The organism is Kumtagia ephedrae (assembly GCF_003012745.1).
In the GTDB taxonomy this organism is placed as follows: domain Bacteria; phylum Pseudomonadota; class Alphaproteobacteria; order Rhizobiales; family Rhizobiaceae; genus Kumtagia; species Kumtagia ephedrae.
In genome coordinates this window covers 77,690-99,016 of the sequence record NZ_PXYK01000011.1, presented here as the reverse complement: position 1 = coordinate 99,016, position 21,327 = coordinate 77,690, and the positions used below count along the sequence as shown (strand labels likewise).

The following is a 21,327-nucleotide window of genomic DNA, read 5'->3' as shown; positions in this document are numbered from 1 at the left end:
GCCCTGCCCCGCGAAACCGCCGATGACTGTTGCTCGGCGGGCATGCAAGCAGGTCCCCCTCCCCCTTGTGGGGAGGGGTTAGGGGTGGGGGTACCTTCAAATGCGATTGCCCTGTCCTCAAGAAGGAGATGTCCGGCCCATTCGTCGGGCTCAGGACAGAGGGCGGTGTGAAGGAGTGCGAACTTCATCCCCGCACCCCAAAATACGCCGCGTGGATCGCCTCGCGCGTCAGCGCGGCCGGTGCGCCGGACAGCGTCACGCGCCCCTCCATCATGCAGTAGACGCGGTCCGCCACCTTCAGCGCCTGCGAGATATCCTGCTCGACGATGACGATCGACGCGCCGGCGGCGCGGATCGCCGGGAAGGCGGCGTAGATGTCGCGGATGACGACGGGCGCCAGCCCCAGGCTGATCTCATCGCACAGCAGCACGCGCGGATTGGACATCAACGCCCGGCCGATCGCCACCATCTGCTGCTGGCCGCCCGACAGCGCCGTGGCCGGGCTGTTGCGGCGCTCCTTCAGGATCGGGAAGAGGGCGAAAACCGTGTCCAGCGACCACTGCCCGTCGACGGCGCGGCCATATTTGCCGATGAGCAGGTTTTCCTCCACCGACAGCGACGGGAACAGCTTCCGCCCTTCCGGCACCATGGCGATGCCGCGCGCCATCACGTCGGGGGCGGCCAGCGCGCCGATCGGCTCGCCGCCGAACATGATCTGCTCGGGCGCGTTGGCGAGCACGCCGGAGATCGAACGCATCAGCGTCGTCTTGCCGGCGCCGTTGGCGCCGATGACGGCGAGCGTCTCGCCGGCCTCCAGCGCGATGTCGACGCCGAACAGCGCCTGGAAGTCGCCGTAGCGCGCGGTCAGCCCACGGATTTCGAGCAGCGCCATCAGACCTCGATCCCGAGATAGATCTCGCGCACCGCGCGCGAGGCCATGATGTCGTCGGGCTTGCCGACGCCGATCACCTTGCCGAAATTGAGCACCAGCAGCCGTCCGACCACGGCGTTCAGCGCATGCAGCACATGCTCGATCCAGACGATGGAGGTGCCGCGCCCATGCACGGCGCGGATCGTCCCGACCAGCGCCTCGCATTCGCCTTCAGTCAGCCCGCCGGCGATCTCGTCCAGCAGCAGTACCTTCGGGTCGGTCGCCAGCGCGCGGGCCAACTCCAGCCGCTTGCGCTGCAGCAGGCCGAGGCTGCCGGCGGTCTGGTTGGCGCGCTCGGCCAAGCCGGTCTCCACCAAAATGTCGGCGCAGCGATCGGTGACCTCCGCCTCGCGTTTGCGCGAGCCGAAGGCGGCGGCGACCAGTAGGTTCTCGAACACCGTCAGTTTTTCGAATGGCTGCGGAATCTGGAAGGTGCGGCCGATGCCGGCGAGGCAGCGCGCCATCGGCGGCTGGCGCGTCACCTCGGCGCCGGCGAAACGGATGCTGCCGGCGTCGGCGGAAATATTGCCGGTGATCAGGTTGAACAGCGTCGATTTCCCCGCGCCGTTCGGGCCGATGATGCCCAGCGCCTCGCCTTCCGCAAGGTCGAACGAAACCGCATCGGCGACTTTCAGGGCACCGAAGGATTTCGAGACGTCTTGGAGGGCGAGGATGGGCATGGTTCTCCTGATGGTGTGCGTCTCCCTCCCCCTCGAGGGGAGGGTCCGGCCGACGGCCGGGGGTGGGGTCAGTGCGGCAGTGCTCCGGCGCAAAGCGGCGTGGAGTTTGGCCGCGAGGACCCCACCCGCCTCGCTTCGCTCGGCACCCTCCCCTCAAGGGGGAGGGAGGCGCCTGCGCCTTACGCAATCGGCTCCATCTTACCGCCCGTCGGAATCTCCGGCGCGGTCTGGTTGTCGGTGATGACGAGGTCGTAGCCGCCGCCCTCCTTCAGCCGCCACTGCCCGCCGACCAGCGGCGTCTTGCAGATGTTCTTGGCGGCGAAGGGCGGCAGGTTGGCACCGTTCCACTCGACATGCCCGACGATGGTGTCGAGCTTCGTCGCGGCGATTGCCTCGACGACCGCTTCCGAGTCGGTCGGGTCGTCGACGCGCTTGACCACGTCGATCGCCACCTCGAACAGCGCGTGGATGAAGCCGATCGGCTGCGTCCACGGCCGCTTGGTGAAGGCGGTGAAGCCGTCCGCCAGTTCCTTCGCCGAGGCGCCGGTCAGCGACGACTTGAACGGATGATTGGGCGACCACCAGACCTCCGACGACAGGTTGTTGCCCTGGTTGCCGAGCGCCTCGACCGCCTGCGGGAACAGGATCGCCTTGCCCATCGACGCCACCTTGGGCGTGAAACCCTGCTGCTTGGCCTGGTTCCAGAAGGTGGTGAAGTCCGGCGGGATCATCACACCGGTGATGATCTCGACGCCGCCCGACTTGAAGGCGTTGATCTGCGCCGAAAAATCGTCGGTGAGGTTCTGATAGCGGCCGGGGTCGGTGAGCGTGTAGCCCTTTTCGGTCAGCACCGGCGGGAAGCCGACCTGCTTGTCGCCCCAGGCGTTGCCGTCGCCGTCATTGGGGAACAGCCCGCCCACCTTCTTGTTGGTCTCGACCTGCGCCCACATGTTAGTGAAGACGGCGATCACGTCCTCCAGCCCCCAGAAGAAGTGGTAGGCGTAGTCGAACGGCTTCCAGCTGCCGGGATCGGCGGGATTGCCCTGCTGGCCGATGAACCAGGGCTGCCATGGCGCCTTGGTGGAGATGCAGGGCATGCCCTCCGCCTCGCAGGTGGTGGCGACGGGATTGGTCGTCTCCGGCGTCGAGGCGACCAGCATGATATTGATCTCGTCGTCGACGATGAGTTGCTTGGCCACCTCCGCCGCGCGGTTCGGGTTGGACTGGCTGTCCTTGACGATCACCTGGACGTCGAGACCGAGCGACTGGGTGACCGATTTGAGGCCGTCCAGCACGAAGGCGTCGGCCTCGGCGAAGGCAGCCAGCGGCCCTGTCTGCGGGCTGACATAACCGAGCTTCACCGCCTTCGCCTGGGCGATGGCCGGCATCGGCAAACCCGATGCGCCGGCGATCAGGCTGGTCGCGGCGGCGCTCTTCAGCAGCGTCCTTCTGCTCAGTCTCTGTGTAATGAGTCTTGTCATTGCTTCCTCCCAAGCTGCTTTTCGTTCATTGCGGCGGGCGCCGGCCCTCCCACGCATCCTGCAGCAGCGCGCGGATGCTTTCCCGGTCGAAGGGCCGTGGATTCCAGTAGGGATTCTTGGTCGCGATCTGCGCGGCGCGGTCGAGATCGCTCTCAGTCAGGCCGAAATCCCTGAGCTTCGTCGGCGCGCCGAGCGAGCCGGCGAAGTCGAAAAGGGCGGCGCCCGGCGTGCCGCCGAGCGCGTCGGAGACCGGCGCGAGCAGGTCCGGCACCTCCACCGAATTGAAGCCGACCGTGTGCGGCAGCAGGATCGCATGAGTCTCGGCATGCGGTGTGTTGAAGGAGCCGCCGAGCGTATGGCAGAGCTTGTGGTGCAGCGCCATCGAGGCGCCGCCGAGCGCCGTGCCGCACAGCCAGGCGCCGTACAGCGCCCCTGCCCTCGCCTTGCGGTCGCCGGCGTCCTTCGCCAGCGCCGGCAGCGCACCGGCGAGCGCCTTGAGCGCGTCTGCCGCCATCAGCGTGATAATCGGATTGCGGTCGCGCGCATAAAGCGCCTCGGCCGCGTGCGCCATGGCGTTCAGGCCGGAGGTGATGGTGAGCGCCGGCGGCAGGGTGAGCGTCAGGTCGACGTCGTAGATCACCGTTTCCGGCAGGATGGACGGATCGCGCCGCGTCGTCTTCTCGCCGCCGGCAGTCTCGCCCAGGATGTCGGTCATCTCCGAACCGGCATAGGTGGTGGGGATGACCACCTGGTCGGCGCCCGTGCGCGTCGCGATCGCCTTGCCGAGTCCGATGGTGGAGCCGCCGCCCAGTGCCACGACGCAGTCGGCACCGCTCTGCTTGAATGCCGCGAGTGCCCGTTCGGTCACCTCGACCGGCGTGTGCATGGTGGCGTCGGTGAAAAGGCCGGCGCACAAGCCGCCGATCTGGCCGGCCAGCGCCTCGGCGTCCGCCTTCTGGTTGGGCGTCGACAGCACCAGCGAGCGGCCGCGACCGAGCTTTTCGATCTCGGCGCCGGTCTCGGCGATCGTGCCGTGGCCGAAGACGACACGCGAGCGCAGCCCCGGAAAGACGAAGGATTTTATCGCGGTCATGCCGGAGCTCCTCTTGCCGGCCATGAGGCCGCGCGGCCGCCGGCTACCGTCTCCAGCATCGCGTCGAGCGCGGAAACCTCGGCATCGAGCACCTCGTGCACGCGGCCGGGAAAAACCTCCAGCCGCAGCGCCGCGCCCGCCTGGGCGACGTCCCCTGCCGCCTCGAGGAAGGCGCCCAGCGGGATCCACGGATCGGCATCACCGTTGGAGAGGTAAACTGGCAGGCCGGCGAGCGGCGATGCTGCGACGCGCGACGGGCCGCCGACGCGGCAGCCGGTGAAGGCCACCAGCCCGCGCAGCCGGCCGGGTCGTCGCATCGCGTATTCGAGCGCCAGGCATGCCCCCTGCGAGAAGCCGGCGAGCACCACCCGGTCGCCGGGCGCGCCGTCGGCAACGGCAAGCGCAATCGCCGCGTCGATGGCGTCCAGCCCCGCCTGCAATTGTTCCACCGTCCGCTCCGTCAGCGGATCGATGGCACGCGCGTCGTACCAGACGGAGTTTTCGGCGCGCGGCAGCACGACATGCGTGCTTCCGTTGCGCAGACGGGCGATCACATGCTCGCCCATCTCCTCCGGCGACTGGCCGCGGCCGTGCACGAAGACGCACAGCGCATCGGCATGGGCGGGCATCGCCCCCAGCCTCAGCGCGGCGCCATGTGTCGCGACGGCGGCCATTCTGGTCGCTCCTACCACTCGAATTTTTCGAGGCCGGCGACCATTTCGGCCTTGCGGTCCTCGAACCAGGGCGGGAACACCAGCGTCTGGCCGGTCTTGCCCTCCGGCTCGTCGACGGCCCAGCCCTTCTCGACCGACCAGGCGATCTCGAACAGGGCGCCGCCGGGCGAGCGCACGTAACAGGACTTGAAGTAGTTGCGGTCCTTCTGGTCGGATACGTCGGTGAAGCCGAGCCCTTCCAGATGCGCCTTGAGCTTGAGCTGGTTCTCCTCGTTGCCGGTGTTGAGCGCGAGATGGTGGATGGTTCCGCCTGCCAGCGTCCAGGTTCCCTGCGGCTTGTTCGGCTCATGCAGCACTTCGACGGAGGCCATCGGGCCGGAGCCCGGCAGCTTGAACTTCAGCGCCGAAGCCTCCTCGCCGAGCTTCTCGATGCCCATGCCGATGGTCAGGAAATCGTCCATCGAGGTCTTGTCGAACACCGCGATGCCGACGCCGTAGATGCCCTTGATGCCGTTCTCAGCGCTGATGCCGTCGGCGATGATCGGCTCGCGCGTGTCGTTCTCCGCCGCCACCAACTCGATCGGGATGCCGCAGGGATGCTCGAGCGCGACGCGCCTGATGCCGAAGCGTTCGATCCGGCTCGCCTTGCGGCCGGCCTTATTCAGGCGGTCCTCCCAGAAATCCAGGCTTTTGGGCGGTACCGCGAGCTGGATGACCTTGGTCTGGTTGGTGCCCCGCCGGCCGAAGATGCCGGGCTTGCGGAACGGGAAAGTGGTGACGATGGTGGAAGGATCGCCGGCGGCGTTGCCGTAATAGAGGTGATAGACCGGCGTCGTGCCGTCGAACAGCACCGTCTTCTTCACCGATTTCAGGCCGAGCGTCTTGGTGAAGAAGTCGAAGTCCTCCTGGGCGCCGTCGACGCTCATGGTGAGATGGTGGTAGCCGTTGATCAGGGCCATTGGTTCCTCCCTTTGCTTGAACCGTTTAGCGATGGCGCGGCCATTGCCGGCCGGCAAAGTTCGTTGCGATCATGCCGTCCGCCTTCCTGGCCTGGCGCGCACCATGACGAAGGTGAAATCCAGTCCCCAGGCGATTTTCCCGCCCTTGCAGGTCTCGTGCCTTATGTCGCCGAGCAGTTCCGGCCTTACCCCGAACAGCGGGTCCTCGTGCAGTTCGGCGTCGGTGCGGTCGAACACATGCGTGGTGATCGTCTCGAAGCCTTCGGCATTGACGACGAAATGAAGATGCGCCGGGCGCCTGAGCGGGCAGCCGACCAGGCGCAGCAGCCGTCCCACCGGTCCATCGTCGGGCACCGTATAGCCGGCCGGCTTCACGGCCGCGTAGGTGAACGCGCCGCCGGCGTCGGTGGTGAAGACGCCGCGCAGGTTGAACTCCGGCTGCAGGTCCGGCTGCTGGTTCTCGTAAAAACCCTTGTCATTTGCCTGCCACGTCTCGACGACGGCGCCGGCGACCGGCTTTCCGTCGAGGTCGAGCACCTTTCCACGCACGGTGAGCCGCTCGCCGGCGGCGTCCAGGGAAATATTGGCGCCATTGGGCAGGCGCGGGGCGTCGGCCCGGTAGAATGGGCCGCGCACGGTGTTCGGCGTCGCGCCGCGCGGCCGCCGCGCATTGATCTCCTCGACCAGCGCCGACACGCCGAGCAGATCCGACAGCAGCACCCATTCCTGTCGCTTGTCGTCGCTGGCATGGCCGACCTCGGTTAGGAACGCGACGATGCCGCGCCACTCGGCCGGCGTCGGCCGCATCTCGCGCACGAGCTGATGGAGATGCGCAACCGCGGAGATCAGCGTTTTCGACAGCCGGCCCGCATCCGCCTTGGCCAGGCGCTGCGCGACGATGTCGAACGACGTCTCCTCGCCGAAAGTCGGCGTGGCGATCTGCGACGGCATGGTTCCTCCCCAAGGTCCTCTCACCTTGTGGCTGGAAGACTAGCACCGGAGATTTCATCGTTTGATGATTTGATGCATGGCCGATATAACAAATCGCTATGAAGCTTGACGAACGCCATCTCGTGCAATTGGCCGCCGTGGTGCAGACCGGCAGCGTCACCGAAGGCGCGGCGCTGATCGGGCTGACCCAGCCGGCGGTGTCGCGCACCTTGGCCATGCTGGAGAAACGGCTGGGCGAGCCGCTGTTCCACAAGGGGCGGCGGCCGCTCGAGCCGACGGCGCTTGGCCGCGCCCTCGCCGACCACGGCCAGGTCATGCTGGCGGCGTCGCGCAAGGCTTCCGAACTGGTCGACGATTTCCGCCACGGCCAGGGCGGCGTGGTGCGGCTCGGTGGCGTGCCGTTTTTCATGGACGCGCTGATCGCCGGCATGATCGCCGAGTTCCAGCATGCGCATCCGAGCGTGCGCATCGACCAGAGCTACGGCTACCTGCCCGACCTCAGCGCCGCCATCCTCGCCGACCGCATCGATATCGGAGTGTGCCCGATCGACATCCTCGACGAAGGCTCCGGCCTCACTTTCCAGGAGATCCTGCCGGCGCACAATGTGATCGCCTGCGGCATCACCCACCCGCTGCTCCTGAAGCGCAAGATCACCGCCGCCGACCTCGTCGCCTATCCGTGGATCGCGCCGCCGTCGGGCAGCCCGCTGCTCAGCGATCTGCACCGCATCCTGCTGTGGCTGGGCGTCAGCGAAATCCGCGTCCGCTATTCCGGCGGCTCGCCGCTCAGCGTCGTCAACTACATGAAGGCGACGGACGCGCTGACCGTGCTGCCGCACAGCGTCGTCTTTGCGCTGCGCAGGGACAAGGCGATCACCGCGCTGCCCTTCGACTTCCCGCAGCCGGAACGCGCGCTCGGGCTGCTCAGGCTGGCCGCCGCGCCGCGCGCGCCGGCGGTCGACGCCTTCGCCGCGCATGTCGGCAACAGCTTCGCGACGCTGCGCCACCTGATCAAGCGCCACGAGCAGGCGGTGGTCTGGGGCGCGTAGCAGTTAGGGTTCCGCTCCGTTCTGCCTGCCCACTAGTCTGCCTGCCTCCCCAGCCGGCCTGTTCATCTGCATGACAGCGTCTCTTCGCCACCGAAAGTTGCCGCTTGCGCTCAGCACATAAAAAAATGATTTGCATATCTGCAAAAGGCCTATAGGGTTCGACTGCCTGGCGAAAGCCGGGCGGGAGGATGGAATGGCAATCGAACTGCGCGGACTGGCCTGGGATCACAGGCGCTGCTGGGGACCGCTCGACGCGAGTGTCGCGCCCTATCGCGCCAGCCATCCCGACATCCGGATTTCCTGGGATCGCCGCAGCCTGTTCGAGTTCGGCGAAGGCCGCATTGAGGAGGTCGTCCGCCGCTACGATCTCGTCATCTTCGACCATCCCTTCATCGGCGACATCGCCGCCGCCGGGCTGATGGTGCCTTTCGACGCCTGTCTGTCTGAAACCGAGCGGCGGCGCTTCGAAATGGACAGCGTCGGCCCCTCCTGGCGCTCCTACCAGGCGCTCGGCCGGCAATGGGCGCTGCCGATCGATGCCGCCGCGCAGGTCGCCGCCTGCCGCCCCGATCTCCTTGCCGCTTATACCGAGCGCTTTCCGGCGAGCTATGCCGATGTGCTCGACCTCGCCCGCAACCTGCGCAGTGACGGCAAGTGGATCGCCTTGCCGCTGGTGCCGACCGACGCCATGTGCCTGGTGCTCTCGCTCGCCGCCGGCGCCGGCGAGACGATCGGCGCCAACGGCGGCTTCCTGCCGCGGACAAGCGTCGAGCGCATTGTCGGCGAGCTGCGGGAGCTCGCCGCCCTCGCCCACCCGGGCTCTCGCGAATGGAACCCGATCCGCTGCTTCGACCACATGGTCACGCATGACGACACGGTCTACGTCCCCTACGCCTTCGGCTATGTGAACTACGCGGCGCGCCACGAAGGACCGGCGCTTGCCTTCGGCGACGTCCCGAGCAGCCCGCCGCGCGGCGCCCTGCTCGGCGGCGCGGGCATCGGCGTCAGCGCCTTCTCGAAGCATCCGGATGCGGCGGCCGAATACGCGCTGTTCCTGTGCTCCGAAACCTACCAGCGCGGCGACTACGTCGCTCATGGCGGCCAGCCGGGCTCGCGCGCCGCGTGGCTCGACGACGCCGTGAACGAGCAGACCCGTGGCTTCTTTCGCGATACGCTCGCCACCCTCGACGGCTCCTATCTCAGGCCGACGCATCCCGGTTTCGTCGACTTCTTTCGCGAGGCGACGCACAAAATCGTTGCCGCCATCGACGGCGAGATGGCGCCGGCCGCCCTCGCCGGCTGGCTGGATCGCCGCTACGCGCTGTCCCTGGCAGGCGCCCAGCCGGACCGGAGAGCCGTATGAGCGTCGAGCCCGCCAATGACGACGTCGAGATCGCGCGCCGCGACTACAAGGTGCCGGCCGCCGAGAAGGCGCTCGACATCCTGGAGTTCATGGCCGCCTGCCGCGAGGACGTGACGCAGACTGAGATCTCGGCCGCGCTCGGCCGGTCGATCCACGAGGTCTACCGCATCATCCAGTTGCTCGAAGGGCGCGGCTATCTGATCCGCACGAAATCCGATCGCTACCGGCTGTCGCTGAAGCTGTTCGAGCTGGCGCATATGCACCCGCCGGTGAACCGGCTGGTCGACGTGGCGCTGCCGGTGATGCGCGACCTTGCCGCGCGTGCCAACCAGAGCTGCCACCTCGTCGTGCTGCGCGGCTCCAGCGTGCTGATCGTGCTGCAGGTCGATTCGCCGCTGCCGATGCGCTATTCGGTGGCACTCGGCTCGCACTTTCCGATCCTGGAGACCAGCTCGGGCGCCGTACTGCTCGCCTTCACGCCGCCGCAGGAACGCGCCGCGCTGGTCGACCGGCTGGTGGCGGCCGGCGAGGCCGAGATGCCGCGCGACGCGGTCGAGCAGCGCATCGCCGATATCCTAGCCAACGGGTACGAGATGCGCGCTTCGCTCGCCGTCGAGGGCTGCACCAACATCGCCGTGCCGATCCGCGACCATACCGGCGCGACCATCGCCGCGCTCACCGTCCCCTACCTGCCGCAGAAGCAGGCGCGGCTCGACCGCCTCGCCGTGCTGGAGGAGGCCGCCATCGCGGCGATCGAGATCTCGCGCAGCCTGGGAGCCGCCGAGGGACGGGCAAGAGTTTCAGGCGACAGACCATCGGACCAAGACCCGGAACGCCCGGGTCACAAAGGGAGGAAGACATGAGAAAATTGCTGAAGACCACGCTCGCGGCATCGGTGGCGCTCGGTGCGCTCGCCGGTACGGCGCTGGCGCAGAATACGCCGAAGAAGATCGGCTACGTCGTCAACTACGCCACGCACGAGTGGTACCAGAACGTCATCAAGGGCATGAGGGATCGCGGCCAGCAGCTCGGTATCGAGATCGAGGTCAAGGACGCCAATCTCGACGTCGCCAAGCAGGTCTCGTTCGCCGAGGACTTCATGGCGCAGGGTGTCGACGTGCTGATCATTACGCCGGTCAACGAGGAGGGCGTCGCGCCACTGATCCGCCGCGCCAAGGCCGACAACATGCCGCTGGTGCTGGAAGGCAATCCGGTCAAGGGCATGACCACCATGGTGGCGATCTGCGACTACGACACCGGCTACCACGCCGGCGTTGCGGCCGGCAAATACGCCAAGGAGCATCTCGGCGGCACCGCCAAGGTGATGAATGTCGGCCTGCCGCTGCTGTCGGCCACCGTGCTGCGCTCGCAGGGCTTCATGGACGGCATCAAGACCGAGATCGCCGACGCGACCATGGTGCACGACCTCGATGGCGGCGGCAATCCGGACCGCGCGCTGGAAGTGTCGTCGGCCGCGCTGGCACAGAATGCCGACATCAACATCATCTACGGCATCAACGACAACTCCTCGCTCGGCGGCCTCCAGGCATGGAAGGCGGCCGGCAAGTCGCAGGACGGCCTGCTGGTCGTCGGCACCGGCGGCGAGGGCCTTGCCTTCATAAACGCCATGCAGAACGAGCCGTCCTACAAGATCGAGGCGGCGATGTTCCCGGAAAAGGTCGGCTTCACCGCCGTCGACGCGGCCGTGAAGGTGTTCAACGGCGAGGAAGTGCCGGAGCACATCGTCAGCCCGACCGCGCCGATGCTCGGCGAGGACTGGAAGAAGTTCTATTCCGTCGAAGGCACGACGCGCAGCGTCAACTGGGACGGCATCAACGGCGTCCAGGCGCCGGACAAGTGCATGAAGACCGCCGCCGATCTGAAGCAGTAAGGTAGGCTGCCGACAACGTCTCGCCGGGGCGTCAGACGCCCCGGCCAAGCGCGGACCGCGACATGACCAGCGAATCCCTATCATCGACGCGCAAACCGGGCACGGCCTTCGGCCTGTTCGCCGACAGGAGCCAGATCGTGCTGATCGGCATCCTGGCGGCGCTGTGCATCGCCATCTCGCTCGCCGCGCCGCAGTTCTATTCGGAGGCCAACGTCATCGCCATCCTGCGCCAGTGCGCGCTGGTGCTGATCGTCGCCGCCGGCATGACCATGCTTTTGATCTGCGGCGAGGTCGACCTGTCGGTCGGCGCCTCGCTGGCATTCGTCGGCTGCATCGGCATGGACGTCATCAACCGCACGGGGTCGCTGACCCTCGGCGTGCTGGCGGCGCTCGCCTTCGCCGGAACCGTCGGGCTGTTCAACGGCATCGTCGCCACCCGCCTGCGGGTCAACTCGCTGATCGGCACCATCGCCACCATGATGATGCTGCAGGGCGGCGTGTTCCTCTACACACGCGAAGCGGTGCAGAACCACCACCACCTGCCTTCCTTCACCGGTCTCGGTGCCGGCTATATCGGCCCGCTGCCGATCCCCGTCATCATCGCGGCGATCGTCTTCGTCGTCGCCTTCGTCGCGCTGCGCTACACCACTTTCGGCCGCTATCTCTACGCCGTCGGCGCCAGCGAGAACGCCGCGCGGCTCTCCGGCCTGCGCGCCGAGCGGCTGAAGCTGATCGCCTTCGTCGTCACCGGCCTGCTGGTCGGCGTCGCCGGGATGATCCTCGCCTCGCTGATGAATGCCGGCCAGCCGACCGCCGGCCGCGGCTTCGAGCTCACCGTGATCGCCGCCGTCATCCTCGGCGGCACCAGCCTGTCCGGTGGCCGCGGCACGCTGATCGGTACCCTGCTCGGCGTGCTGGTGCTCAAGGTCATCGACAACGGCATCATCATCCTGCGCTGGAACCAGGACCTGCAAATGGTCGTGCCCGGCATCGTCATCATCCTGGCGACCTGGCTGGACATCGTCAGGAGGCGCGCCGATGCACGCTGAACTGGTCCAGGAGCGCGGCGGCGCACATACGGGTGCCGCCATCGAGATGCATGGCATCGGCAAGCGGTTTCCAGGCGTCATCGCTCTCGAAGAGGTCGACCTCGTGCTCGCCCGCGGCAAGGTGCACGCCCTGATGGGCGAGAACGGTGCCGGCAAGTCGACGCTGATCAAGATCATGGCCGGCGTCTATGGCAGGGATGCCGGCTCGATCAACATTGGCGGCCGCGAGGTCGCGTTGCGCAACCCGCGCGAGGCGCTGGCGGAAGGCATCAAGGTGGTCTTCCAGGAGATCGCGCTGATCTCCGAATTCACGGTGGCGGAGAACATCTTCCTGGAGCGCCATCCGGTCGGGCGCGCCGGCTCGATCGACTGGAAGAAGATCCGCGCGGAATCGGCGGCGCTGTTCGAGCGCATCGGCTTCGACGTCGACCCGGCGGCACGCACCGGCGACCTGCCGGTCAGCCAGCAGCAGATGGTCGAGATCGCACGGGCCCTGGCGCACGAGGCGCGCATCGTCGTCATGGACGAGCCGACCTCCTCGCTGACGCCCAACGAGGTGGCGCTGCTGTTCAAGGTGATCCGCCGCCTCACCGATCTCGGCATCGCCGTGCTCTACGTCACCCACAAGCTCGACGAGGTGTTCGAGATCGCCGACACGGTCACGGTGCTGCGCGACGGCCGCCACATCTCGACCAGGCCGATCGGCGAGCACACGCACGACACGCTGATCCAAGACATGATCGGCCGGCGCATCGACAATCTGTTTCCGCGCTCGCGCGGCCACGCCAAGGGCGACATCGCGCTGTCGGTGAAGGGCGTGTCGACAGACGCGAAGCTGGACGACGTCTCCTTCGAGGTGCGTGCCGGCGAGGTGCTCGGCTTCTTCGGCCTGATGGGTGCCGGCCGCACCGAGTTGGCCAAGGCGATCGTCGGCTTCGATCCGATCCGCGCCGGCACGATCGAAGTCGCAGGCCGGCCGCTAAAGCCGCACGACACGCGCACCGGCGCTGGCCTCGGCATCGGCCTGCTCACCGAGGACCGCAAGGGCGAGGGCCTGATGCTGGAGCTTTCGGTCCAGCAGAACATGAGCCTCGCCGCGCTCGGCGCCTTCAGCCGCGCCGGCTTCGTCGACGAAACCCGCGAGAAGGCGGCCGTGCAGGGCTTCGTCGACCGGTTCCGCGTCCGCACGCCGTCGCTCAACCAGCTGATCAAGAACCTGTCCGGCGGCAACCAGCAGAAGGTGCTGCTCGCCCGCTGGCTGATGCGCGGGCTGAAGGTGATCGTCGTCGACGAGCCGACGCGCGGCATCGATGTCGGCGCCAAGTCCGAGATTTTCGCGCTGCTCGACCGGCTCGCCAACGAAGGCTTGGCGGTCGTCATGATGACGTCCGAGATGCCGGAACTGCTCGGCCTGTCCGACCGCATCGCCGTGATGGCTGAGGGCCGCATCACCGCCGTCTTCGACCGCGACGCGGCGACCCAGGAGAATATCCTCAATGCCGCAATCGCTTGACGCCGCCCATCCCGTCCCGCCGCCCGCTCCGGCGGCGGCCATGCTCAAGGCGCTGTTCAGGCGCAGCGAGATCCCGCTGCTGATCTCCCTGCTGGTCGTCATCGCCTTCTTCTCCATCGCTTCCGACACCTTCCTGACGACGCGCAACATCGCCAACGTCCTCGGCCAGTCGGCGCTCGCCATGACGGCCGGCATCGGCGTCGCCATCGTCTTCATCTCCGGCGAGGTCGACGTGTCGGTGGGCTCGCTGGTGGCGGCGGTGGCGATCCCGCTGATCGTCGTCATGAACGCCACGGAATCGCTCTTCCTCGGCATCGCCGCGGCCCTGGCGCTCGGCCTCGTCGTCGGCGCCGTCAACGGCTATCTCTCGGCCTATCTCGGCATCAACTCGCTGATCGTCACGCTGGGCACGCTCTTCATCCTCCGCGGCGGCGTCTATCTCTACACCGGCCAGACGGCGATCCCCGACGAAGCGATGTTGGAAAGCTTCTTCCAGATAGGCAACGGCCGGCTCTTGGGCCTGCTCCCCTACCCCGCGCTGATCGCCTTCGTGCTGCTGCTCGCCTTCGCCTATGTGATGCGCCACCGGCCCTTCGGCCGCCAGGTCTATGCCGTCGGTGGCAATCCCGAGGTGGCGCGGCTCGCCGGCTACAGCGTCAAGCGGGTGAAATTCGCCTGCTTCATCATCAGCGGCCTGCTCGCCACGGTCGCCGGCATCATGCTCGCCTCCCGCCTCGGCTCGGCCGTGCATGTCGCCGGCCTCGGCTTCGAGTTCCAGGTGGTGGCGGCCGTGGTGCTCGGCGGCGTCAGCCTGTCGGGCGGCATCGGCAGCCTGTTCGGCATGGCGCTCGGTGTGCTGATCCTGTCCTTTCTATCCAACGGTCTCGGCATGCTGGCCCTTGCCACCGAGTGGCAGCTCGTGGTTACCGGCGGCATCATCATCGCCGCCGTCGCCTTCGACGAATTCAAGCGCCGGCGCATCTGAGGAGGATTTCATGGGACGTCTCAACGGCAAGATCGCGGTCGTCACGGGCGCTGCCGACGGCATCGGCCACGCCATAGCCGAAGCCATGGCCCGCGAAGGCGCTCATGTCTTCGCCAGCGACATCGCCGACGCCAAGGGCGAGGCCTTCGCCGCCGGGCTGAGAAGCCAGGGGCTTGCGGCGGACTACGTCCATTGCGACGTGGCCGTCGAGGCCGACATCCGCAACCTGATCGAGACCGCGGTGAAGAAGGGCGGCCGGCTCGACGTGCTGGTCAACAACGCGGCGATCTCGATCGGCGGCATGCCGGTCTACGAGATGACCGACGAGCAGTGGCACCGGCTGATCGCGGTCAATCTCACCAGCGTCTTCCGCGGCTGCAAGTTCGCCCTGCCCCACATGATCGGCCAGAAGAGCGGCTCGATCATCAACCTCGCCTCGGCGCAGGGCCATATCGGCCTCGACGGCTGGACCGCCTATGCCGGCGCCAAGGGCGCGATCCATTCGATGACCCGCCAGATGGCGGTCGAGTTCGGCCCCCACAATGTGCGCGTCAACTCGATCTCGCCCGGCACTATCGCCACGCCGATGAACGACCAAGTGATCGCCGAGCTCGGCGAGCACATCGCCCGCGCCTGGGTGAAGATGCACCCGCTCGGCCGCATCGGCAGGCCGTCCGAGATCGCCGAAGCCGCCGTCTACCTGGCGAGCGACGCCGCCGGCTTCACCACCGGCACCGACCTGCGCGTCGACGGCGGCCTCACCGCCGCGCCCCGCTTCGTGCCGGATCTCGTCTGACCGGCGCCACCGACAACCACGAGAAAGACCATGGACAAGGCCCTATCCGGCGTAAAGATCCTCGACTTCAGCCACCTGCTACAGGGGCCGTTCGCCACCCAGCTGCTCGCCGACATGGGCGCCGACGTCATAAAGGTCGAGCGCGCCGGCGCCGGCGACATGTTCCGCTCGATGACCTTCTTCGCCAAATGGGTGGGTGGCTCGGAAAGCCCCAACTTCCTCGCCTGGAACCGAAACAAAAGGTCGATCGCGCTCAATCTGAAAAGCCGCAAGGTGCATGCCCTGGTGATGAGGATGGCCGAGCAGGCCGACGTCGTCGTCCAGAATTTCCGCCCCGGCGTGCTCGCGAAACTCGGCTACGGCTACGAGGACTTCAAGGCCGTCAACCCGCGCATCATCTATTGCTCCGGCTCCGGTTATGGCGAGGACGGTCCTTATGTCGACCGGCCCGGGCAGGACATGCTGATCCAGGGCCTGGCCGGGCTGATCGCCAACACCGGCCGCGGCGACGCCGCGCCAGTGCCGGCCGGCGCCGGGCTCGCCGACCAGATCGGCGCCATGAACATGGTCTACGGCATCCTGTCCGCGCTCTACTATCGCGAAAAGACCGGCAAGGGCCAGAAGGTCGAGGTGAACCTGCTCGCCGGCATGCTCGCCCATCTCGGCCAGGAATATGTCGGCGTGCTCAATCTCGGCGAGGATTTCGTGCGGCCGAATTCCGGCATCGGCCATCCCGGCATGCAGGCGCCGTTCGGCGTCTACGAGACGAGGTACGGCTACGTCACCATCGCCATGAGCCCGTTCAAGACGCTCTACCAGGTGCTGGAGGCGCCGCATCTCGCCGTCTACGACGACCTGGAGACGCTCTTCGCCAAGCGTGACGAAGTGTGGGAGAAGGTCAATGCCGAGACGCGCAAATATCGCCGCGGCGAGCTGCTGGAGAAGTTGCTGGACGCCGACATCTGGTGCGCTCCGGTCCACGACATCCGCGCCGCCGCCGAGGATCCGCAGGTCACCCATCTCGGCCTGATCGCCAGCTACGAGCATCCGAAGGCCGGCACGGTGAAGGTCATCGGCCCCGCGGTGAGGATGAGCGAGACGCCGGCGACCATCGACCGCCCGGCGCCGCTGGTCGGCCAGCACGGCCGCGAGATCCTTGCCGAGTTCGGCGTGCCCGCCGACGAGATCGCCGCGCTCGAGGCGGCCGGCGACATGACGGTCGCGGAGGCCTGACCGTGACCTCTTACCGGACGCTGTCGGTTGAAAAAGACGGCCGCGTCGCCGTGGTGACGTTCCGGCGCGGCGACCAGCTCAACGCCATGAACAAGGCCATGCAGGCCGAGATCACTGCCGCCTTCATCGCCCTGTCCGGCGATGCCGATGTCGGCTGCGTCGTCGTCACCGGCGAAGGCCGCGCCTTCATGGCCGGCGCCGACATCAAGGAATATGCCGCGCAGACCGGGGCGGAGTTCGACGCCTTCCAGGCCGCGGGCACCGCGATGTATGCGGCCATCGAAGGCTGCCGCAAGCCTGTCATCGCCGCCGTCAACGGCTTCGCGCTGGGCGGCGGCTTCGAGCTGGTGCTGTGCTGCGACATCGTCGTCGCCTCTTCTCTGGCCAGAATGGGCCTGCCGGAGATCAAGCTCGGCCTCGTGCCGGGCGGCGGCGGCACGCAGCGCAGCGTCGTCAAGCTCGGCCGCAACCGCGCCAATTTTCTGCTGATGACAGGTGCCATCGTGCCGGCCGCCGATTTTGTCGCTCCGGGCCTCGTCAATGACGTCGTGGCGCCCGAAGAGCTGATGCCGCGGGCGGTGGCAATCGCCGAGGCCATCGCCGGCGAGCCGGCCGAGGCGGTCGAGGGCATGAAGCGGCTGACGGCCATCGCCACCGGCGGCGATCTCGCAGCCGGCTTGGAACAAGAACGCGCGCTGCTCGCAACACTCTACCGCGGCGAGACCGGCCAGCGCCGGGTCCGGGAGTTTGCCGCGAAGAGCGCGGCGCGGGCGGCCGAGAAGGCGGCGGGAGCCAGGCCGTGACCGGCGCCGGCGAACCTGGCGCTTCCCACCGGGATACGGCCGGAAATCTGACCAAACCCAACCGTCCTGTCTTCACCGATCTCGCCGGGCTGGCGGCCATGGTCGCGGACGGCGACCGGCTGGGCGTCGGCGGCCATCATTTCGCCCGGCTGCCGATCGCGCTGCTGCGCGCCGTTGCCGGTGGCAAGGCGCGCGACCTGCGCTACTGCGCCTGGGCGGGTGGGCTGCCGCTGGAGATCCTGCTGGAGGCCGACGCCGTCGCCTCGATCGACATCTGCTTTTCCAGCCTCGACATTTTCGGCCTGCCGCCGCGCTTCCGGGCGGCGGCGGAGGCCGAGCGCCTGCCGGTGCGCGACTGGACGGCGCTCGCCATGATCGAGGCGCTGCGCGCCGCCCAGCAGAACCTGCCCAGCCGCACCTTCCAGCTGCCGCGGGGCTCGGCGATGATGGAGCGCATGCCGACGGCGCGCAGCGTCGCCGACCCGCTCACCGGCGAGCCGGTCGGCGCCGTCCCGCCGCTCGTCCTCGACACGCTGCTGCTGCACGCCCCGCGCGCCGACGAGAGCGGCAATGTGCAGATCGTCGGCGCCCGCGCCCTCGACCTCGCCATGGCCGGCGCGGCGCACAAGGTCTTGGTCACCGTGGACGAGATCGTGCCGGTGGGCATACTTGCGGGCATGGGGCGCCAGACGGTGATCTATCGCAACCAGGTCAGCGCCATCGCGAAGGTGCCCGGCGGCGCCTGGCCGACCTCCTGCCTGCCGCACTATGTGACCGACTACGAAGCTCTGGCTTCCGTCCTGGCCGGCGGAGCCTCCCTTGCAGACGGGCTTGCCTTGCCGAAGGACGGTGTCCCCATCCGCCTGCGCAAGGCCGCTGGGATCAGCGCCGCTGCCGCCGCCCACATGCCGCTGCCGGCCGTGCATGCCGCACCCGCGCCGGCAACGGTCGACGAGGTCATGGCGGTGCGGCTCGCGGCCGAGCTCGACAACGACAGCTTCGCCTCGGCCGGCGCGGTGTCGCCGCTCGCCAATGTCGCCTACCGGCTGGCCAAGGCGACGCATGCCCCCGGCATGATCATTGCCACCATGAGCTGCGGCCATATCGACGTCGCGCCGTCGCCCCTGCTGCTGTCGCTGATCGAGGTTTTCGATGCGGAGACCGCGGCCGCGCATGCCGGCGGGGACGACACCTATTCGGCGCTCTACCAGGCCGGCGCGGTCACCCACGAGATCATCGCCGCCGCCCAGGTCGACCGCTTCGCCCGCGTCAACAACATCGCCATCCGCCGCGCCAAGGGCGGCTTCATCCGCTTGCCCGGCCAGGGCGGCATGGCCGACGTCGCCAACATGCACCGCGACTGCGTGCTCTACGTCACCCGCCATTCGCCGCTGTCGCTGGTCGCCGAGGTCGACATCGTCAGCTCGGCGCGCGGCTTGCTCGATGCCGAGGAGCGGGCGAGGCACGGCTACCGCACCAGCGGGACAAAACTGTTCACCGACCTCTGCGTGTTCGAGCTCGACCCGGCGAGCGGCGAACTGGTGGTCACCGAGCTGATGCCCGGCGTCGGCCGCGACACCGTCAGCCGGGCGACCGGCTTCCCCGTCCGCTTCGCCGAGCGCTGCGGCGAGATTGCAGCACCCGATGGCGAGACGATCGAGATCCTGCGCCGCCGCATCGACCCGCTCGGGCTGCGCCGGCTCGAATTCGTCGGAGCGCGCGAGCGCGGCGTGCTCATCGCCGAAATCCTGGCGGCCGACCGGGCGGTGGTCGACGCGCTTGCGGCGCGCGAGCAGCCGTAGCGTAGTGCGGCCGGAAGAAATCCGGCGCGGAGAATCATGGCTACCATCAAGGATGTCGCGCCGCGGGCGTGTCGACGCCACCGTCTCGCGCTTCGCGGCCACCCATCGAGAGAAGAGAAGCCGCGCCTCATCCTCGCCACGCCCTGCCTTCGCAGTCTGGCCGTTGTTCAAAGAGCGCTCCCTGCCGCGGAGGGAGAAGTCGGGAAGCGGGGCGCTGGGCCGAGCCTCTTTAGTAAAAACATGGCGCGGTCTTCGCGCCCCGCCGGCGATTTCGGGCACCGTCCCGTTCCGCTTCGCTATAGCTCCGGCTCCGGCTTCTTGCGTCGCCTCGGCTGGCCATGCCGCAGCACTCGTCCAGTGCGCCCCGCACATAGTTGCGGAGGAGGAACCTTCGGACGGGCCTCCCCGGGCGCGGGCTACGTCTTCCCGCACCGGAGGCGCCGGTCCCTCCCCACCAAACCACCGTCGCGACCGGTGTTCCCGCGGGAGGAACTGCCGGGATTATGGAGGAAGCGGGAAGGGCGGGGATGAAAATCGGCGGAAACGCGTCTCTCGCCCGCCGCCGGGATTGCGGCGAAAGCGGGTAAGTGCCGGGGACAGTTACTTTTTTCCGCCAGCACCAGCCTTGAGGCGGCACCGCTTTTCTACGGAAAGAAAATAAACCGTCCCCTTGGCGCTTTGCTCTCAGCCCGCCTTGCGCAAGACCTCCGGCACTTCTTCGCCGGGCGTGCCCAGCCAGACGCCGAGTTCCTTCAGCCGCGCCTGCACGTCGCCGACGGGAACCGCCGAGACGGCCACCCCGCGCCGCGCCGCAAACGTCGCGGCGATCGCCGCCGCCTCGCCGGTCATGGTGCAGGCCGGCACGTTGCGGGTCGAGCCGAAGGCGATCGCGTCGACCGAGATACAGCGCCCGGCCATGATCAGGTTGTCGACGGAAAGCGGGATCATCGTGCGATAGGGAATACCGTAGCCGATGCCGACATGATCCATGATGGCGCGGCCGCCGCCGGGCTCATGCACGTCGACCGGCGAGTTGCACAGCCCGATCGCGTCGTCGAAGCGCCGGTTGCCGCGCACGTCCTGCTCCGTCAGCACATATTGCCCGGTGACGCGGCGGGTTTCGCGGATGCCGAGCTTCGGCGCGACTTCAAGGAAGATGGCGTCCTCGAAACCCCTGACATAGCGCTGCAGGAAGTCGAAGGCGCAATAGGCCTGCTTCCTGATCTCGATCTCGGCGCGGGAAAGATCGCGGTCGTCGAGCCCGTTGCCCTGGAAACGGGTGACGTTGACGGAAATTTCGCCCGGAATGAGCCCGGTCTTCATGGTGATGTGGTCCTTCGGGATGATCCAGTCGAACCCCTCGGCCACCTTGTCCTTGATGCGCTGCTGGAATCCGGTCAGCAGCACCGCCATCGCATAGTCCTCGTTGCGGTCGCCGGCCTCCTTCGGATAGACGACCTCCCACATGTCGTCGCGATGCGCGTTGCAGTCGGCGATCAGCGCCGGGACGTTGACGTTGAGCACGCGGAAATAGGAGGTGATCGGCTGCGTCAGCCCATCGCCGTCGCGGCCGAGCATGAATTCCGCGCCGGCAAGTGCCGCCACGTCGCCGTCGCCCGATGCATCGACGAAACTCTTCGCCAGCACCAGGCTCTCGCCGGATTTCGTGCGGATGATCAGCCCGTGCAGCGCACCGTCCTTCATGACGGTCTCGACGACGCTGGCGCGCAGCAGCACCTCGACGCCGGCCTCCTCCACCATCTCGATGATGACGCGCTGCATCACCTCGGCGTCGAACGTGCCGGTGTATTTGCCCCAGTAGGACTCGCGCACGCGTCCGTCGGCGCCGCGGTAGCCGACGCAGCGGTCGAGCATCTCGTGGAAGATCGCCGAGTTGATGAGGCCGGTCGGCTTGGTCAGCCGCCCGCCGGTGATCAGCCCGCCGAGAAAGCCGGTGCCTTCGAGCAGCAGGGTCTTGGCGCCCTCGCGCGCGGCGCGGATCGCGGCGACGATGCCGGACGAGCCCGCGCCGGTGACCACGACGTCATAGGAACCGAACAGGTTCATGGTGTTT

Annotated in this window: 19 protein-coding genes; 11 read left to right on the top strand and 8 right to left on the bottom strand. The window is 67.7% G+C overall.

Annotated elements, in window-relative coordinates; all coding sequences use genetic code 11:
- Positions 1 to 184: 184 nt before the first annotated feature.
- From C7I84_RS13100 to C7I84_RS13070, 7 genes are all read right to left on the bottom strand, one after another.
- The gene (locus tag C7I84_RS13100) at positions 185 to 892 is read right to left on the bottom strand and encodes an ABC transporter ATP-binding protein (protein ID WP_106772642.1); all 708 of its coding nucleotides are present in this window, start codon (positions 890 to 892) and stop codon (positions 185 to 187) included.
- A complete protein-coding gene (locus C7I84_RS13095) occupies positions 892 to 1,611 on the bottom strand; it encodes an ABC transporter ATP-binding protein (protein WP_106772641.1) in 720 nt (239 codons plus the stop codon). Before C7I84_RS13095 ends, C7I84_RS13100 begins: the two co-directional genes overlap by 1 nt.
- A gap of 179 nt (positions 1,612 to 1,790) precedes the next feature.
- Positions 1,791 to 3,092 carry an ABC transporter substrate-binding protein gene (locus tag C7I84_RS13090; protein ID WP_106772640.1) on the bottom strand — a complete coding sequence of 434 codons (1,302 nt, stop codon included), beginning with the start codon at positions 3,090 to 3,092 and terminating at the stop codon, positions 1,791 to 1,793.
- 25 nt (positions 3,093 to 3,117) lie between these two features.
- Positions 3,118 to 4,185 carry a maleylacetate reductase gene (locus C7I84_RS13085; protein WP_106772711.1) on the bottom strand — a complete coding sequence of 356 codons (1,068 nt, stop codon included), beginning with the start codon at positions 4,183 to 4,185 and terminating at the stop codon, positions 3,118 to 3,120.
- Positions 4,182 to 4,859 (bottom strand): alpha/beta hydrolase, encoded by a 678-nt coding sequence (locus C7I84_RS13080; protein ID WP_106772639.1) that lies wholly within the window; start codon positions 4,857 to 4,859, stop codon positions 4,182 to 4,184. Before C7I84_RS13080 ends, C7I84_RS13085 begins: the two co-directional genes overlap by 4 nt.
- Before the next feature lie 11 nt (positions 4,860 to 4,870).
- On the bottom strand, positions 4,871 to 5,818 hold the full coding sequence (locus C7I84_RS13075) for a VOC family protein (protein ID WP_106772638.1): 948 nt from the start codon (positions 5,816 to 5,818) through the stop codon (positions 4,871 to 4,873).
- A gap of 69 nt (positions 5,819 to 5,887) precedes the next feature.
- Entirely contained in the window at positions 5,888 to 6,769 is an 882-nt protein-coding gene (locus C7I84_RS13070) for a dioxygenase family protein (protein WP_106772637.1), read from the bottom strand.
- Positions 6,770 to 6,867: 98 nt separating this feature from the next.
- On the opposite strand from C7I84_RS13070, the gene C7I84_RS13065 reads away from it, so the two are divergent.
- The 11 genes from C7I84_RS13065 to C7I84_RS13015 all read left to right on the top strand — a co-directional run bounded on the left by C7I84_RS13065 (position 6,868) and on the right by C7I84_RS13015 (position 19,253).
- The gene (locus C7I84_RS13065) at positions 6,868 to 7,818 is read left to right on the top strand and encodes a LysR family transcriptional regulator (RefSeq protein ID WP_106772636.1); all 951 of its coding nucleotides are present in this window, start codon (positions 6,868 to 6,870) and stop codon (positions 7,816 to 7,818) included.
- 193 nt (positions 7,819 to 8,011) lie between these two features.
- A complete protein-coding gene (locus C7I84_RS13060) occupies positions 8,012 to 9,181 on the top strand; it encodes an ABC transporter substrate-binding protein (RefSeq protein ID WP_106772635.1) in 1,170 nt (389 codons plus the stop codon).
- Positions 9,178 to 10,044 (top strand): IclR family transcriptional regulator, encoded by an 867-nt coding sequence (locus C7I84_RS13055; protein WP_106772634.1) that lies wholly within the window; start codon positions 9,178 to 9,180, stop codon positions 10,042 to 10,044. The genes C7I84_RS13060 and C7I84_RS13055 overlap by 4 nt, the downstream gene beginning before the upstream one ends.
- Complete coding sequence (locus C7I84_RS13050) at positions 10,041 to 11,072, top strand: sugar ABC transporter substrate-binding protein (protein WP_106772633.1); 1,032 nt, start codon at positions 10,041 to 10,043, stop codon at positions 11,070 to 11,072. Before C7I84_RS13055 ends, C7I84_RS13050 begins: the two co-directional genes overlap by 4 nt.
- A 62-nt stretch (positions 11,073 to 11,134) precedes the next feature.
- Positions 11,135 to 12,121, top strand: coding sequence for an ABC transporter permease (locus C7I84_RS13045; RefSeq protein WP_106772632.1), 987 nt, complete (start codon positions 11,135 to 11,137; stop codon positions 12,119 to 12,121).
- Complete coding sequence (locus tag C7I84_RS13040; protein ID WP_106772631.1) at positions 12,111 to 13,634, top strand: sugar ABC transporter ATP-binding protein; 1,524 nt, start codon at positions 12,111 to 12,113, stop codon at positions 13,632 to 13,634. Before C7I84_RS13045 ends, C7I84_RS13040 begins: the two co-directional genes overlap by 11 nt.
- Positions 13,618 to 14,619: an ABC transporter permease gene (locus tag C7I84_RS13035; RefSeq protein ID WP_106772630.1), complete on the top strand. Its 1,002-nt coding sequence runs from the start codon at positions 13,618 to 13,620 to the stop codon at positions 14,617 to 14,619. The genes C7I84_RS13040 and C7I84_RS13035 overlap by 17 nt, the downstream gene beginning before the upstream one ends.
- Before the next feature lie 10 nt (positions 14,620 to 14,629).
- Positions 14,630 to 15,415: an SDR family NAD(P)-dependent oxidoreductase gene (locus C7I84_RS13030; RefSeq protein WP_106772629.1), complete on the top strand. Its 786-nt coding sequence runs from the start codon at positions 14,630 to 14,632 to the stop codon at positions 15,413 to 15,415.
- A gap of 30 nt (positions 15,416 to 15,445) precedes the next feature.
- The gene (locus tag C7I84_RS13025; protein ID WP_106772628.1) at positions 15,446 to 16,648 is read left to right on the top strand and encodes a CaiB/BaiF CoA transferase family protein; all 1,203 of its coding nucleotides are present in this window, start codon (positions 15,446 to 15,448) and stop codon (positions 16,646 to 16,648) included.
- Between the two features lie 2 nt (positions 16,649 to 16,650).
- On the top strand, positions 16,651 to 17,451 hold the full coding sequence (locus C7I84_RS13020; RefSeq protein WP_106772627.1) for an enoyl-CoA hydratase/isomerase family protein: 801 nt from the start codon (positions 16,651 to 16,653) through the stop codon (positions 17,449 to 17,451).
- Positions 17,448 to 19,253, top strand: coding sequence for a CoA-transferase (locus C7I84_RS13015; protein ID WP_245428424.1), 1,806 nt, complete (start codon positions 17,448 to 17,450; stop codon positions 19,251 to 19,253). Before C7I84_RS13020 ends, C7I84_RS13015 begins: the two co-directional genes overlap by 4 nt.
- 684 nt (positions 19,254 to 19,937) lie before the next feature.
- On the opposite strand, the gene C7I84_RS13010 is transcribed toward C7I84_RS13015, so the two are convergent.
- Positions 19,938 to 21,320, bottom strand: a complete 1,383-nt coding sequence (locus C7I84_RS13010; protein ID WP_106772626.1) for an FAD-dependent oxidoreductase — start codon at positions 21,318 to 21,320, stop codon at positions 19,938 to 19,940.
- Positions 21,321 to 21,327 lie beyond the last annotated feature (7 nt).